The sequence below is a fragment of the Metabacillus sp. SLBN-84 genome (genome assembly GCF_053629595.1).
Map to the genome: position 1 here is coordinate 1782602 of NZ_JBRJIP010000001.1, position 16087 is coordinate 1798688.

At 45.4% G+C, this 16087-nt stretch carries 16 protein-coding genes; 15 read left to right on the forward strand and 1 reads right to left on the reverse strand.

The features are described from left to right. Positions 1-62: 62 nt before the first annotated feature. The 8 genes from RKD52_RS09035 (at position 63) to ypjB (ending at position 9033) form a co-directional block, all read left to right on the forward strand. Positions 63-602 carry a ReoY family proteolytic degradation factor gene (locus RKD52_RS09035; protein WP_029566046.1) on the forward strand — a complete coding sequence of 180 codons (540 nt, stop codon included), beginning with the start codon at positions 63-65 and terminating at the stop codon, positions 600-602. Positions 603-815: 213 nt separating this feature from the next. Further along, positions 816-4511 carry an alpha-amylase family glycosyl hydrolase gene (locus RKD52_RS09040; protein WP_454099449.1) on the forward strand — a complete coding sequence of 1232 codons (3696 nt, stop codon included), beginning with the start codon at positions 816-818 and terminating at the stop codon, positions 4509-4511. A gap of 347 nt (positions 4512-4858) precedes the next feature. After that, positions 4859-5314 (forward strand): YpiF family protein, encoded by a 456-nt coding sequence (locus RKD52_RS09045; protein WP_454099450.1) that lies wholly within the window; start codon positions 4859-4861, stop codon positions 5312-5314. Positions 5315-5457: 143 nt separating this feature from the next. After that, positions 5458-5967: a QcrA and Rieske domain-containing protein gene (locus RKD52_RS09050; protein ID WP_454101176.1), complete on the forward strand. Its 510-nt coding sequence runs from the start codon at positions 5458-5460 to the stop codon at positions 5965-5967. 3 nt (positions 5968-5970) lie between these two features. After that, entirely contained in the window at positions 5971-6645 is a 675-nt protein-coding gene (qcrB, locus tag RKD52_RS09055; RefSeq protein ID WP_029280290.1) for a menaquinol-cytochrome c reductase cytochrome b subunit, read from the forward strand. A gap of 60 nt (positions 6646-6705) precedes the next feature. Further along, entirely contained in the window at positions 6706-7473 is a 768-nt protein-coding gene (locus RKD52_RS09060) for a c-type cytochrome (protein ID WP_454099451.1), read from the forward strand. Between the two features lie 71 nt (positions 7474-7544). Next, the gene (locus tag RKD52_RS09065) at positions 7545-8141 is read left to right on the forward strand and encodes a DUF1405 domain-containing protein (protein ID WP_369733743.1); all 597 of its coding nucleotides are present in this window, start codon (positions 7545-7547) and stop codon (positions 8139-8141) included. A 79-nt stretch (positions 8142-8220) separates the two neighbouring features. After that, entirely contained in the window at positions 8221-9033 is an 813-nt protein-coding gene (gene ypjB / locus RKD52_RS09070; RefSeq protein ID WP_454099452.1) for a sporulation protein YpjB, read from the forward strand. A 307-nt stretch (positions 9034-9340) separates the two neighbouring features. Here ypjB and RKD52_RS09075 read toward each other — a convergent pair whose 3' ends face one another. Then, entirely contained in the window at positions 9341-10213 is an 873-nt protein-coding gene (locus RKD52_RS09075; RefSeq protein ID WP_369734087.1) for a YitT family protein, read from the reverse strand. 148 nt (positions 10214-10361) lie between these two features. Here RKD52_RS09075 and RKD52_RS09080 point away from each other — a divergent pair, with 148 nt between their 5' ends. Genes RKD52_RS09080 through RKD52_RS09110 form a run of 7 tightly spaced genes read left to right on the forward strand, consistent with a single transcriptional unit; the run spans position 10362 to position 15948 of the window. Further along, positions 10362-10691 (forward strand): nucleotide pyrophosphohydrolase, encoded by a 330-nt coding sequence (locus tag RKD52_RS09080; RefSeq protein ID WP_454099453.1) that lies wholly within the window; start codon positions 10362-10364, stop codon positions 10689-10691. A gap of 12 nt (positions 10692-10703) precedes the next feature. After that, positions 10704-11501 carry a 4-hydroxy-tetrahydrodipicolinate reductase gene (gene dapB, locus RKD52_RS09085; RefSeq protein WP_454099454.1) on the forward strand — a complete coding sequence of 266 codons (798 nt, stop codon included), beginning with the start codon at positions 10704-10706 and terminating at the stop codon, positions 11499-11501. 13 nt (positions 11502-11514) lie between these two features. Next, on the forward strand, positions 11515-11943 hold the full coding sequence (mgsA, locus tag RKD52_RS09090; RefSeq protein WP_454099455.1) for a methylglyoxal synthase: 429 nt from the start codon (positions 11515-11517) through the stop codon (positions 11941-11943). Continuing rightward, complete coding sequence (bshB1, locus tag RKD52_RS09095) at positions 11906-12646, forward strand: bacillithiol biosynthesis deacetylase BshB1 (protein WP_454099456.1); 741 nt, start codon at positions 11906-11908, stop codon at positions 12644-12646. Before mgsA ends, bshB1 begins: the two co-directional genes overlap by 38 nt. Next, positions 12643-13788 (forward strand): N-acetyl-alpha-D-glucosaminyl L-malate synthase BshA, encoded by a 1146-nt coding sequence (bshA, locus tag RKD52_RS09100; protein WP_454099457.1) that lies wholly within the window; start codon positions 12643-12645, stop codon positions 13786-13788. The genes bshB1 and bshA overlap by 4 nt, the downstream gene beginning before the upstream one ends. After that, entirely contained in the window at positions 13781-14980 is a 1200-nt protein-coding gene (locus tag RKD52_RS09105) for a CCA tRNA nucleotidyltransferase (RefSeq protein ID WP_454099458.1), read from the forward strand. Before bshA ends, RKD52_RS09105 begins: the two co-directional genes overlap by 8 nt. Beyond that, positions 14965-15948, forward strand: a complete 984-nt coding sequence (locus RKD52_RS09110; protein ID WP_454099459.1) for a biotin--[acetyl-CoA-carboxylase] ligase — start codon at positions 14965-14967, stop codon at positions 15946-15948. The genes RKD52_RS09105 and RKD52_RS09110 overlap by 16 nt, the downstream gene beginning before the upstream one ends. Positions 15949-16087 lie beyond the last annotated feature (139 nt).

The following is a 16087-nucleotide window of genomic DNA, read 5'->3' on the forward strand; positions in this document are numbered from 1 at the left end:
CACCTGGGATCTGTTGAACTTTTAAAGTAAGAATCTACAGTTAGCAGAGGAGGGAAATGCATATGATGGCCCCTGTATCTGTCATTGAGAAGAAGGATTTTATCAGGTGGTTTTTAAATCATTATCAGCTGAAAAGACGAGAATGTGTATGGATTCTGAATTATTTGATGAGTCATGATACTCTGATGGAAAAAGTTCATTTTGTCGAGCAGGCACAGTATTGTCCCCGCGGAATTATCATGTCAACCCACTGTGTAGAGGAAGTGCCGTTTCGTTTTTACAAAGAAAATGTCATGACTACGGATGCCGAAAAATCGTTCCATGACATTCGGTTAAATAAAGACGAGGATCTGTATATCCAGCTCAATTTCCGCTCATCTTATCAGTCTCCGAATTACGCAGCCGTGCTTGAGGCAAACCCGTTTATGCCGAAGCACCTCAATATTAATGAAAAAGACCGTGTAGTAGCTGAGAGAATTCTTGAAGAATCCATTCAGACGTTCCAAAAAGAAAAACTCCTTCAAATGATTGATGATGCGCTTGACCGCCAGGATAAAGAAGCATTCAACCATTTGACAGACAAATTGAAATGCCTCAGATAAGCTTGCCTGCTGCCGGAACTGCAGCTTTTGAGAAGAAACCTTCAGAAAAGGAGGTTTCTTTTTTTAGGCTTTTCAGCTTATTTTTATTCAGAATTTTCAATTGATTTTTCGGTCGAACCGTGACAAAATAAGGATGTTGATGAAACCGTTTACATAGACAGGCATTGGTCTCGAGTGCATCCGATTTCTTTATATGGCAAAGGGGGAAATGGAATGAGAAACAAATGGGGGAGATGGACGGCGGCTATAGCCATACTGGTCCTTCTCGCGAGCAGTGTGCTTGGAACGTGGCAGGGATTTGCCGCTTCGGCACCGGATGCAATAAAGGTTGACGGAAGCGGAGAAGACTGGTCTGAAATGCAACCGCTTGCATCATCTGGAACACCGGGATACGAGGGGTTTCAGATTGGGGATTTGCATATAACGAACGACAGCCGGTACCTCTATTTTTGGACAGAAGCAAAGAATGTTCCAAATTGGGGAAGCGACGGAATGTTTTTAAACCTTGCACTGAATGTGAATGAAGAAGATTCAAAAATAGAAGGCAATCCATGGGGAGCTCCTTTTGACTTTGGAGGCACAGAAGCCAAGCCGCAGTTTCATATTACTGTCAGAATAAAAAATGACAATGAACTTGCCGGAGCTGCTCTATACAGCTCGGAGGATCTGACGGCTCCAAAACTTTCAACCTGGGAAAACAGCAAAGGGGCACAATTTGCTGCTGATCGCACGAAAGGCTTTGAAGGGAAAATTCCGCTCAGTGAGCTTGGCCTGAAAAATGATGACTCGATCAGGGCCATTGCCGTTTTAAGCGGAAACAATCCGGCGGAGCATGGTGCATTTGATGTAAGTCCCGAAGCTGATGGGAATGTTCTTGCCGGCACCTGGAATGAATCAGGAAATTCAAACAGCCAGGCAGTATACAGCAGCAGCTACACAATAGGAGGAGTGGAGGAAGCTTCCCAGCTGGAAGTTTTGTCTTCCTCACCGGCTGAAGGGGAAGCTGATTTTAAACCTGAAGCCCCGCTGATTGTTACATTCAATGAACATGTGGCTGTGGAAAAGCAGGATGCTATAACACTATCAGAAAAAGACGGCAGTAATGTACAAGCAGCCGTAAAAACAGAAGGAAATCAGCTCAGCATCACAGCAGATCAGCTGAAAAAAGGACAGTCCTACACGCTGTCAGTAAAGAAAGATGCTGTAAAGGGACAGTCCACGAATACGTTTCTTCAGGAGGATTTTGTTCTTTCTTTTACAACCTCAAACATGATTGAACCTGCTAAAAGATCTATTCAATTTACCTATGTCAGGGAGGATGCAGACTACGCTGACTGGAACATCTGGACCTGGCAGACCGGACTGCAGGACGGTGAAAAGCTGTTTTCTGACATAACAGAACAAGGCGCCGTCTCGAAATTTGAGATCAGTTCAGATGCAACGGCTGTCGGTTTTGTCATCCGAAAAGGCCAGGACTGGGCTGTAAAAGATCCATTTGATGGGGACAGATACATCACTGCAGAAGCGGGACAAGCTCTCACAAAGGTAGTTGTTGAAAGCGGAAAAGGGGACTTTCATACCGTTCCGGCCGTAAAAGGCCCTGTTCTGTCAGAAGGAAAAGCGACCTTCTTTTACAGAGATCCCGAGCTGTTTGCGGATAATGCAATGGATACGGTTGAAAAAGTGAGCCTTAAAGTTGCAGGGAAGCAATATGAGATGACCTATGACGAGAAAAATGAGTACTTTTCCCATACAGTAGCCCTCCCTGGGGAAGGTACCTATGACTACAGTTATTTGGTCACTGTCAATGGGACAGAAACAGAAGTAAGAGACCCATATTTTGAAAAATCATCTGTAGACTACATTGTGCCGGATGTATCCATGAATGTGTCTGTTTCGCCGAAGGCCGTAACCTCAAATCAAAATGCTGTGCTGAGCCTTGATGTTGAAACAGATCAGGAGGTCAAATTTACCGAGCTGACAGCTGACGTTTCCGCACTTGGCGGACCACAGGCGATGAAAATTGATCTGCAGCTGATGGAAGCAACACTCTCAGTTGCGGATACCGTGACGGCAGGTGAAAAACAAATTCCTGTGACTGCTGTTGACCAATACGGGAATAAACATACTAAGACTGCATCCATCACAGTTAAACCGCGTGTTTCTAAAGGAGAAGGGGACTTTGACTGGGATGAAGCAAGAATCTATTTTATGCTGACAGACCGTTTTAATGACGGGGACAAAACAAACAACGATCCAAACGGGGAAGGCTATGACACGAGCCATTTAGAAACGTATCATGGCGGTGATTTTAAAGGAATTACAAACAAACTAGATTACCTTGAAGACCTTGGCATCAACACGATCTGGATCACTCCTGTCGTTGACAACATTGACTGGGACCTGCGCCATGACAAGAACGGGCATCAGTATGGCTATCATGGGTACTGGGCAAAGGACTTTTCAAAGCTTGATGAACATCTGGGCTCAATGGATGACCTGAATGAATTGCTTGATAAAGCACATGAAAAAAACATCAAAATTATGGTGGATGTTGTTCTTAACCATACAGGCTACGGTTTAAAAGAGACAGATGCAGGAAATGCGGGAATTTCAAACTATCCGACAGATGAGGACAGAAGCCGTTTCAGCGGCATGATCCGCAGCGGCGGAACGGACGTCATCAAAGGCGAGCTCGCCGGTTTGCCGGATCTGATGACAGAAGACCCTGCTGTCCGCAAACAAATAATAGACTGGCAGACAGCATGGGCTGCTCACCGGACTGAAAAGGGCAACGCCATTGACTACTTCCGTGTAGATACAGTCAAGCATGTCGAGGATACAACGTGGAAAACGTTTAAAAATGAACTGACGAAAATCAATCCTGATTTTAAACTGATCGGTGAATATTACGGAGGCAGCATCGGCAACACCGGGGGCTACCTAAACAGCGGCCAGATGGACTCTCTGCTTGATTTTAACTTTAAGTACGATGCGAGAGACTTCATCAATGGTGATGTAGAAGCAGTAGAAGCAAGACTCGAAGAACGCAATGGAAACCTGACAAGCTCTGCCACAATGGGACAATTTCTCAGCAGCCACGATGAGGATGGATTCCTTCTGACTCATGCAGGCGGTGACATCAGCAAGCAGAAAATTGCTGCAGCCCTTCAGATTACGGCAAAAGGACAGCCGGTCATCTATTACGGGGAGGAAATTGGACAGACGGGCAAGCATGCCGGGGACATGGACAAAGGCGAATATAATGAAAACCGGTACGATTTTGCCTGGGACAAAACAGAGAATAATGACCTGTTAACGCACTATCAGAAGCTGCTGAACATCCGTAAAGACTACTCAAAGGTCTTTTCAAAAGGAACCCGCGCAAAAATCGGGGGCAGCAACGATGAAGGCTACCTCGTGTTCACCAGATCATACGGCAAACAATCTGTTGCAGTCGGACTGAATACAACAGAAAAGGCTCAAAAAGTGACCGTATCTGTTCCGTTTAAAAAGAACACGAAAGTGATTGATCTTTACAGCGGAAAGGAATACAAAGTTTCTGCAGGCGGAAAAGTGACAGCAGACCTGCCTGAAAGGGAAGCGGGAGGCACCTTTATTCTGGCTGAAAAAAACAGTCAGCCAAAACCTCCTGGAAAAGACGAAAAACCTGACGGCGCCGTTCAGCCTGATGATAAGGATGGACAAGGAACCCCTCCGACTAAAGGAGGAGATGCTGGCGGCGGAAACGGCTCATCAGGCAGCACGTCATCTCCCGGTGCAGGAAAAGGACTTCCTGAAACAGCCACAGCGTCCTACAGCATCATGCTGATTGGAATCGTGCTGCTTGCAGCCGGCTTCAGCGGCTGGGTGCTGAAAAGGCGTTTTGTTAAACGGACTGTTTCATAGACTTGTAACAAAAAGAAGTGTCTCTGATTTTTATGCAGGGACACTTTTTTTATAAGTGGCTGGAGGCGGTAAATGTGCATCACCAAGTGCCTTACTTGCCACAAATAGCAAAATACATGCAAGAATTCCTCTTTTACTTGAAAAAACAGAACCGTTACTTGCTGGAAACGGGTGTTTACTAAAAAGGTTCCAGCTGCCTCCTGACTGGCAGTGTGCATCCACCATATATCTGCTGCCTGCTTGAAGATTAAAGGTCTCAAAGAAACGTAGAGATTTCAAATCTTCTTTTCCGATTCCTGCAAAACCTATATAATGAAAAGCAACACAACTTGAAGGAGCTGAAATGAATGAAATGGACAGCCGGGGACGCAGCGTCCTATCTGGAGTCGGCAGATTATGTGGATACGGCAGTCGTGCCGCTCATCCAGGCCAATTTCGGGACAGGCCTGAAGCATGCTGCTGCAGAGGGTGAATACGCTTTGCTGATTGCTGAAGACCTTGAAAGGCAGCTTAAAGGAAGAGTCTTCCTCATGCCGCCGATCTCTTATCTGAAAGAGACAGCTGAACATGCAGAAAATACGGTGCAGCAATGGTACAGTGAGCTTGAAAAGAGCTTCAGCCATATCTTTTTTATGACAAGTGATCCTCATTGGAAAACCAAAGAAGCTTTTTCAAACGGAAAAGTCATTTACCTTCCGCCGGTACCTATGGAGCATATGGATGAATCACTGAAGAGAAAGATGGTTGAGGATCAGGTCGGTCAAATTATGAACATTTTCTTACAATTTTGGAGAGGGAAATAAAAACCCTTACATATTTATTAAGTTCCAAAAAAGGATAATATTGACCTTACTGGAAGATTGATATATCATGAGATTGTCCTAGTTTTATATGGTTTTATCGTATGTCCTGACGGACTTCAGCTTAAGATAGAGGGGGGAAAATGATGAGCGAGAAAAAACATCGGGTATCAAGACGGCAATTTCTCAACTATACACTCACTGGTGTAGGCGGTTTCATGGCTGCGGGTATGCTAATGCCTATGGTACGTTTTGCGCTGGATCCGGTACTTGGCAAGGTCGAAGATCAGGATCTGGTTCAGGTTGTCAGTGTAGATGAAATTACAAATGAACCAACCCGTTTTAACTTTAAAATTAAACAGGTTGATGCTTGGTACAAATCTGAAGAGCCTAGGGCTGCCTGGGTTTACAAAAACGATAATGGGGATATTATAGCGCTTTCTCCTGTCTGCAAGCATTTGGGATGTACAGTTAACTGGAACAGTGATCCATCGAATCCAAACAAATTCTTCTGTCCATGCCACTACGGCCTGTATGATAAAGATGGCACGAATGTTCCTGGTACACCGCCGCTTGCTCCGCTTGATGTATACAAGAGTGAAGTGAAGGATGGATTCCTGTATCTTGGTTCGGCTAAACCGCGAAAGGAGGCGTAATAAGTGTTAAACAAAATTTATGACTGGGTTGATGAACGGCTTGATATTACGCCTATGTGGAGAGACATTGCTGACCATGAAGTGCCTGAGCACGTAAATCCGGCTCACCATTTTTCAGCTTTCGTATACTGCTTTGGCGGACTGACGTTCTTTGTAACGGTTATTCAGGTATTATCAGGCATGTTCCTGACAATGTATTATGTTCCCGACATTAAAAATGCATGGGAATCTGTTTATTATCTTCAAAATGAAGTCGCTTTCGGGCAAATCGTCCGCGGCATGCATCACTGGGGAGCAAGTCTAGTTATCGTCATGATGTTCCTACATACTCTCCGCGTATTCTTCCAGGGTGCATATAAGAAACCGCGCGAACTTAACTGGGTTGTCGGCGTACTGATTTTCTTCGTCATGCTTGGTCTTGGATTTACGGGCTATTTATTGCCTTGGGATATGAAAGCGCTATTTGCGACGAAAGTTGGTCTTCAAATCGCTGAAGCAACGCCGCTGATTGGTACTCAGGTCAAAACATTGCTTGCCGGCCATCCGGAAATCGTCGGTGCACAGACACTGACCCGTTTCTTTGCGATTCACGTGTTCTTCCTTCCAGCAGCGCTGTTTGGCTTAATGGGGGCTCACTTTATCATGATCCGCAAACAGGGTATATCCGGACCTCTGTAAAATACAAATGATGATCAGCCGCATAAGTATGCGGAACTGCCAAAGAAGGAGGGGAAATCAATGCATCGCGGAAAAGGGATGAAATTTGTTGGAGACTCTCGTGTTCCAGCTGAAAGAAAACCGAATATTCCAAAAGACTATTCAGAATTCCCGGGTAAAACGGAAGCGTTCTGGCCGAACTTCTTATTGAAAGAATGGCTGGTTGGAGCTGTGTTCCTGATTGGGTTCCTGTGTTTGACTGTGGCGCATCCGTCGCCGCTTGAACGTGTTGCAGATCCGACGGACACTGGTTACATTCCATTGCCTGACTGGTATTTCTTATTCTTATACCAATTGCTTAAGTACACGTATGCTGCAGGTCCATACACAGTGATCGGCGCATTTATCATGCCGGGTCTTGCATTTGGTGCATTGCTTCTTGCACCGTTTATTGACCGCGGGCCTGAGCGCAGACCTGCAAAACGCCCTGTTGCAGTCGGAATGATGCTTCTAGGCGTAGCGGCAACGATTTTCCTGACTTGGGAATCTGTTGCAACTCACGACTGGGAAGCAGCTGCTGAACAAGGAAAAATTAAAGCAGAAGCTGAGATTGACAAAGAATCAGATGGCTACAAAATCTTCACTGAACAAACATGTGTTTCATGTCACGGCGACAATTTAGCCGGCGGCGCAGCCGGTCCTTCACTGGTCGATACTGGCTTAAGTCCTGAAGAGGTTGCCAAGATCGCAGTAGAAGGTCAGGGCGGCATGCCTGCTGGCATCTTCAAAGGAACAGATGAAGAATTGAAAGTGCTTTCTGAGTTTGTCTCCAGTGTTACTGCAAAATAATCAGAAAAAGCTGACGAAATGTCAGCTTTTTTCTGCGTTGTGAACTACATATAAAGGAAGTTGAAACCATTATGAAATGGATGCACTATCTGCTTGTAAGACAGCCTTTTCTTTTTCTGATGTTTACGGTCAACTTATTTGGAACCATCTACGGGTATTACTGGTACAGATATCAGCTGTACGAAACGCCGGCCATTTTCCTGCCGTTTGTGCCGGACAGCCCGACGGCAAGTCTTTTTTTTACGATTGTCATGCTCGGCTTCCTTTTTAAGAGGAATCTCCCTTTAATTGAAGCTCTTGCCATTATTACGCTGTTTAAGTATGGAATATGGGCAGTTGTCATGAATTTGCTCGTATTGAATGAAACAGGGGTATTGGACCCTGTCGGCTACATGCTGATATTGTCCCATCTTGGCATGGCCGTTCAGGGGCTGCTTTATGCACCGTTTTACAGGTTTAAAGCCTGGCATCTTGCGGCAGCAGCTGTCTGGACACTGCATAATGAAATCATTGATTATGTGTTTGGGCAAATGCCGAAGTACAGTGTTTTGATGAACTATTTGCCTGAGATCGGGTATTTTACTTTCTGGCTTAGTCTTTTCTCTATTTTTCTGGCTTATTATTTTGTGGTCAGAAAAGATTCGTATAAGCTGGACCTCCTGAAATAGATTCTCTTTTATCAAAAAAGAAGGTCTATCCTTGTCCACTTTTTCATAGTTTTAAGTAGAAGCTGTGGGAGGGACAAGGATGAAAAAACGAATAGCCGCATTGGCAGTTTTTATGATCATGGCGATGGCTCTGCCGTTTTATTCTCTGGCTGATCATCGTGCAGGGCACATGGAAAGCAGCTGGGAAGATTTAAATAAACTCACGGATACAGCACTTCAGCTGACGAAACAAAACAGATTTGAAGAATCGCTTCAGCTTGTCAATTATTTTGGCAGAGAATTCGAGAAAACCATAAAAGGTAATAACGAAGTTTCAGCAAACGAGATCCGGACAATTTCGGCTTCTCAGCAGACGGCAGTTGACAAGCTGCAGGAAACAGCTTCCTCGCCTGATCAAAAAGTAAGAGCCCTGATCCGGCTCAGGCTCGTTGTCGATGCAGCTGCATCGGAGCATCAGCCTCTGTGGAGTTCAATGGAAGCGCCTGTTATGAGTGCCTTCACACAAGTGAAAGATGATGTGCAGGACGGAAATAATCAGGCTTTTGAACAGAACTGGGAGGAATTTGTCTCTCTTTATGAAACGGTTTATCCCAGCATGCTGATGGATCTTGATTCTGAGCAGCTTAAGAGAATTGAAGCCCACAAGTCAGTGGTGGAAGATTCATTTTTTGCAGAAATTCCTGTAGAATCACAAGTCAATCAGCTGACATTAATGGAGGAAGACTTGCAGAGCTTATTTGAACGAGTAAAAGAAGATGAAGCGGATCCGTCTCTCTGGTGGGTCATGATATCTACCGGAAGCATTATCTTTATGGCGCTTTCCTATACAGGGTGGAGAAAGTACAAAGGCGAAAAAGACAAAATGAATAGAGAACGTGACTTTAACAAGTAAGAGGCCTCGTGAACGAGGCCTCTTACTTGTTTTATATGAAGTTGGCGGGGCGATTCCGCTTTTCTTGTTGGCCAGCTCCATCGCCCAACTCCTCTGTCAGAACAAAATCCCCCAAAAAGTCAAACCCGGACTTTTCGGGGGATTTCTAATCTGACTCCCGGAGCTAACCAGCTGATTCCGCTTTTCTCGTTGTCCAGCTCCATCAGCCAACTCCTCTGCCAGAACAAAATCACCCAAAAAGTCAAACCCGGACTTTTCAGGTGATTTCTTATCTGACTCCCGGAGCTAACCGGCTGATTCCGCTTTTCTACCGCTGTATAGGATTCTTATCCGCATCGAGCGTGAATCCTTCTCCGAGGACGTCGTGGACGTCGCTGACGGCCACGAATGCGTGGGGGTCGACGGATGTGATGACGGCTTTGAGGCGGACGATTTCATTTTTTGCAACGACACAGTAAAGGATGTTCCGGTCCATTTTTGTATAGGATCCCATGCCTTTTAGAGTCGTGACGCCGCGGTCCATCTCCTGCATGATCTTTTCTGCGATTTCTTCGTTTTTCTCCGAGATGATTGTCGCTCCTTTTGCTGCATAGGCCCCTTCCTGCATAAAGTCGATCACTCTTGCGCCAATAAAGACTGCCACAAGGGTATACATTGCTTCTTTATAGGATAAGTAGGTAATGAGGGAAAGTGTAATGACGACAAAGTCAAAGATGAACATCGTTTTTCCCATGCTGATGCCTTTGTATTTATGTACCAGTCTTGCAATAATATCAACACCGCCGGTTGTGCCGCCGTATCTGAAAATGATGCCGAGGCCGACTCCGATAAAAACACCTGCAAATAATGAAGCAAGGGTCAAGTCATCTTTAAGCGGCATGAAGATTTGAAATCGCTGGAAGAGCCAAAGGAAGACAGACAGTGCAACCGTACCGATAATGGTATAGAGAAAGGTCGTCCTGCCGAGCAATTTCCAACCGATGAAAAAGATCGGGATGTTCAGCACCAGGTTGGATATCGAGGGGTCAATGTTAAAAAGAAAGTATAAAAGAAGGGTTATTCCGGTAAATCCGCCTTCAGCAAGATTGTTCTGCATGTTAAAATGAACTAGTCCGAATGCAAAAATCGCTGAACCGAGTAAAATAAAGAAAATATTCCGTATTTTCAATTGAAGAAACATGATGTCGATCATCCTCTTTTCTATGTACTTTGCGATAATAGTATAGATGATGGAAACAAAAGGTGCAATCACGCCTTTTGTACAAGCCGGAAAATTTGTCAAAATGTCCTGAACCCGCTAACATGAAGAAGAATGAAGAGGTGATTCTATGAGCCAAAAGACAATGAAAGACCTTCAAAAAGAAGTAGATGAGTACATCGGCCAGTTTAAAGAGGGATATTTCAGCCCGCTTGCGATGATGGCAAGGCTGACCGAAGAAATGGGAGAGCTTGCAAGGGAAATAAACCATACATACGGCGAAAAGCCGAAAAAGGATACAGAAAAAGAAAAGAAGATTGAAGAGGAAGCGGGAGATATTCTGTTTGTGCTGATCTGCCTTGCTAATTCTCTTCAAATCGATCTTGAAGAAGCGCATGATCTTGTCATGAAAAAATTCACAACAAGAGATAAAGACCGCTGGACAAAAAAAGAGTCATAAGGAGAAACAGCTATGGAACAGATTAAAGTTGTCATTGCAGGACCAAGAGGAAGAATGGGGAGAGAAGCGGTTAAGCTTGCTGAAGAAACGCCGCATTTTACTCTGGTAGGGGCAGTTGATCATAAATTCGGAGGCCAAACGCTTAAAGAAGCCGGTGATTTCAAAAGCGAAGCCCTTATTTATACGGATATAGAAGCATGCTTTCAGGAAACAAAGCCTGATGTGCTTATTGATTTAACCACACCTGAGATTGGGAAGATTCATACGAAGAAAGCTCTTGAATACGGGGTAAGGCCTGTAGTCGGCACAACCGGTTTTTCGGATGCTGACCTGAAAGAACTCGAGCAGCTGACAGAAGAAAAAGGCATCGGCGCCATTATTGCCCCAAACTTTGCAATCGGCGCAATCTTAATGATGAAATTTTCACAAATGGCCGCCAAGTATTTTGCGGATGTAGAAATTCTTGAGATGCACCACGATCAAAAGCTGGATGCACCTTCCGGGACGGGTTTGAAAACGGCAGAAATGATTTCTGCTGTCAGAGAAGAGAAAGAACAGGGCCATCCGGATGAGAAAGAGATATTAGATGGAGCCCGCGGTGCCAACTATAAAGGAATTCACGTGCACAGCATCCGTCTTCCGGGGCTTGTTGCCCATCAGGAAGTTCTGTTCGGGGGAGACGGACAGACACTTTCGATCCGCCACGATTCATTTAACCGCGCATCATTTATGTCGGGGGTAAAACTGTGCGTGGAACAGGTAATGAAGCTGGATCTTCTTGTATACGGCCTTGAAAATTTAATCGACTAAAGGGGAATGTCTGATGAATATCGCACTCATAGCTCATGATAAGAAAAAAAATGACCTTATTCAGTTTGCACTGGCCTACAAAGGCATCCTTGGAAAACATAAACTCTATGCGACCGGAACTACAGGTTTCAAAGTAACAGAGGCGACGGGCCTTGAAATACACAGATTCCAGTCCGGGCCGTTTGGCGGTGATCAGGAAATTGGCGCATGCATCGCAAACAATGCAATGGACATGGTCATTTTCTTCCGTGATCCCCTGACTGCCCAGCCTCATGAGCCTGATGTGTCCGCTTTAATCCGGCTGTGTGATGTTTATGCGGTTCCGCTTGCGACGAATATGGGAACAGCGGAAATTCTGATACATGGACTGGAGCGCGGTGATTTGAAATGGAGAGCAATAGTAAATGACAAAGAAATTGAAGATGACTATGGAAAAGAATAACCTTGATATCCTTGCATTCGGAGCTCATCCCGATGATGCCGAAATCGGGATGGGGGGAACTCTCGCTAAATACGCAGAGCAGGGGTACAGAGTGGGAATCTGCGATTTAACGGAGGCAGAACTTTCTTCAAACGGAACAGTTGCCATCAGGAAAAAAGAAGCGCAGCTTGCTTCAGACATACTGGGTCTGCAGGAACGGATTTTCCTTGACCTTCCTGACAGGGGACTTTATATGAACAAACAATACATAGATAAGATCATAACGGTTATCAGGCAGTATAAACCTAAGCTCGTATTTGCACCCTGGTTTCAGGACCGTCATCCTGATCACGGAAATTGTGCAAAGCTTGTAGAGGAAGCAAGCTTTTCTGCAGGTGTAAAAAATGTCCGTGATTCAAAATCACAGGCTCCTCACAGAGTAAGCCGCGTCTATTTTTATATGATCAACGGTTTTCACAAACCTGATTTTGTCGTTGATGTGACCGGTACGATGGAGAAAAAGCGATTGAGTCTGAATGCGTACGAAAGCCAGTTCGTTAAAGGGGAATCATCCGTTGATACTCCTCTTACGAACGGATACATAGAAAGTGTCGAGAGCCGTGAGCGGCTGTTTGGGAAAGAAGCGGGAGTTACTTATGCAGAGGGATTTTTCTCAAGGTCACCTCTATTGATTGATAAGGACCTGCTCGGTGAACACCTATGAAAAAGTTAAAAATCGGCATTACCTGCTATCCGTCTGTCGGCGGTTCTGGGGTAGTGGCAACCGAACTTGGAAAAAAACTGGCGGAAAAAGGACACAGTATTCATTTTGTCACAACCAGCAGGCCCTTCAGGCTTGATAAAATGTATCCCAATATCTTTTTTCATGAGGTGGAAGTGAATCAATACTCTGTCTTCAAGCACCCTCCTTATGATCTTGCGCTCGCAAGCAAGATGGCTGAAGTGGCGAAAAGGGAAGAGCTGGACTTGTTTCATGTTCATTATGCGGTGCCGCACGCAATTTGCGCCCATCTCGCAAAACAGATGACAGGTGACCATCTGAAAATCGTTACAACTCTGCACGGAACCGATATTACCGTCCTTGGCCATGATCTGTCCCTGTCCAATATGATCAAGTTCGGCATAGAAGCCTCAGATGCAGTGACGGCTGTGTCAAAGGCACTTGCTGATCAGACGTATGAGCTTCTTCATCCCGAGAAAGACATACAGACCGTTTACAACTTTATCGATGAACGCATTTACAAAAAGAAAGATGTGAATCATCTAAAAGCGGAATATGGCATAGCGGAGGATGAAAAAGTACTGATTCACGTTTCAAACTTCAGGCAGGTAAAAAGGGTGCAGGATGTGGTCAGGGTATTTGCACGCGTTTCCAAAGAAGTAAAGTCAAAGCTTCTTCTTGTCGGAGACGGACCGGAGATGACGTCTGTCTGCAAACTCGTGAAGGAACTCGGCATCAGTGAAAACGTTCTGTTTCTTGGAAAGCAGAATCACCTTGAAGAACTTTATTCCTTAAGTGATGTGAAGCTGCTCCTTTCACAGAAAGAAAGTTTTGGACTTGTCCTTCTTGAAGCGATGGCATGCGGGGTTCCCTGTGTGGCAGCCAATATTGGAGGCATTCCTGAAGTCGTTCAGGACGGCGTTTCCGGATACCTGTGCGATGTAGGTGATATTTCAGCTATAGCAGAAAAAACGATTTCGCTGTTAACGGATCATGAACTACATGAGCGAATGTCAAAGGAATCCGTTAAAATCGCACAAGTAACCTTTCATTCTGCCCATATTGTCAAACAGTATGAAACACTTTACTATCAACTGCTGGAATCAGGTGAGAAGGGTGAATAGAGAATTTCAGGAGGCGCTTCCTGTTCTTTCAAAGCTGAAAAAACACGGCTTTGAGGCTTATTTTGTCGGTGGCTCTGTCCGCGACCAGCTCCTCGGCAAACCGATTAAAGATGTCGATATCGCCTCATCCGCGACACCGGATCAGGTACAGCAGCTCTTTCACAAAACTATTGATATCGGCTCAGAGCACGGCACGGTAATCGTGATTGAAAACGGGATTCACTACGAAATCACAACGTTCCGGACAGAATCGGCGTATGAAGATAACCGCAGGCCAAGCGGAGTGACGTTTGTTTCCTCATTAAAAGAAGATTTAAAACGCCGTGATTTTACGATCAATGCTATGGCGATGGACGAGAACGGCAGCATCATCGATTATTTTAACGGCAGGGAAGACGTTGAAAAAAAACGGATAGCTACTGTAGGCAGTCCTGAGGAACGATTTTCAGAAGACGCTCTCAGGATGATGAGAGCGGTCCGTTTTGTCAGTCAGCTCGGCTTTTCTCTAAGCGAATGTACACATGAGGCCATTGTTCGTCATGTATCCCTGCTTCAGCATATATCGGCAGAACGCAAAACAGCCGAATTTGAAAAAACGATGGCAGGCTCTGGATGCAGCGAAGGCATGAGGCTGATTGCAGAGACGGGCATGAGTGACTACCTTCCTGGCTTAAAAGAAAAGAAGCAGCAGATTTTTCAAGCGGCCGAACTCCCTTTTTACTGCCTGAGTTCGAATGAAGAGCGCTGGACCGCCTTCCTCGACGTCATTGGAATAAGCGGCATTGAAGCTTTTCTGAAAAAATGGAAGCTTTCCAACAGGCAAATTGGGTCCATCAGGCAGAATCTTCTCTTCTTGGAGGAGCGCAGGCAGTCTGACTGGCCAAAGGTTAATCTGTACAGGGCAGGCCTGCAGTGTGCGCTGCAGACGGAAGCTGTATTCTGTCTGCTCAGCGGTCTGCCGTTCAGTGAATCAAAGATCCGCGAGATCAAAGAGCGTTATCATTCACTTCCTGTCCATTCAAAGAGGGAGCTGGCAGTGAACGGGAATGATTTGATGGCTATTGAAGGCCGGAATCCCGGACCGTGGCTGAGTGAGTATATGGAAAAAATAGAACTTGCCGTAGTTAATGGTCAGGTAGAAAACAGCAAGGAAGCGATTAAGGAGATGTTGAAATCGTGCAATCTGAATTAAGAACGCGATTGCTTCAGGCTTTTTCAGAAGCCGAGGGAGAATTTTTATCCGGACAGAAATTGAGTGAGACACTCGGATGCTCAAGAACGGCTGTCTGGAAGCATATTGAGGACTTGAGAAGCGAGGGCTATCAGCTTGAAGCGGTCCGAAAACGCGGCTACAGAATTACCCGCAAGCCGGACAAAATTACCGGGAATGAAATACAGCTCGGACTGAAAACGGAATTCATGGGCAGGCATATCCATTTCGAGGAAGTGGTGGCTTCTACACAAAAGATTGCCCATACTTTGGCAGGCGACGGCGCATTAGAAGGCACTCTTGTAGTAGCCGACCAGCAGACAGAAGGCAGGGGGCGGCTTGCAAGAGCATGGTATTCCCCGAAACAGACCGGCGTTTGGATGAGCATGATTCTGAAGCCTGAAATTCCGATCAATAAAACCCCGCAGCTGACACTGCTGACGGCGGTTGCGCTGATTCAGGCCATTGAAGATGTCACGGGACTGACTCCTGAAATTAAATGGCCGAATGATATCCTTATTAATGGCAGAAAAGCCGTCGGAATATTGACAGAGCTGCAGGCTGAAGCTGACAGGGTCCATTCTGTCATTATCGGGGTCGGCATCAATGTGAATCATACAAAGGAGCAATTTCCGGAAGAACTTCAGCATATTGCTACATCTTTAGCTGAAGAGACAGGGCAGCAGATTGACAGGGCAAAGCTGATACAGTCTGTCATGATCCGCTTTGAAAAGCTGTATAAGAGCTATCTCTCGCACGGATTTAAACCTGTCAAGCTTCTTTGGGAAAGCTACGCCATCAGCCTGAATAAACATCTGATTGCAAGAACTCTGCAGGGAACCCTGCGCGGCAGGGCTGCAGGAATCGATGATGAGGGCGTTCTTCTGCTTGAAACCGATGAAGGAAAGCTTGAAAAGATCTATTCTGCTGATATCGAAATCCAGTCATAAATACTTGGTATCCCCTTTTACTTTCTGGTATAATTCAAGGCGGGCAGTATCCTTTTTAAGGAATTGCACCTGAGGGCAATGAAAACCAGATTTTAATAGTTCTGCCTTGATCCGGAATTCGGACTGGGACAGAGGGATA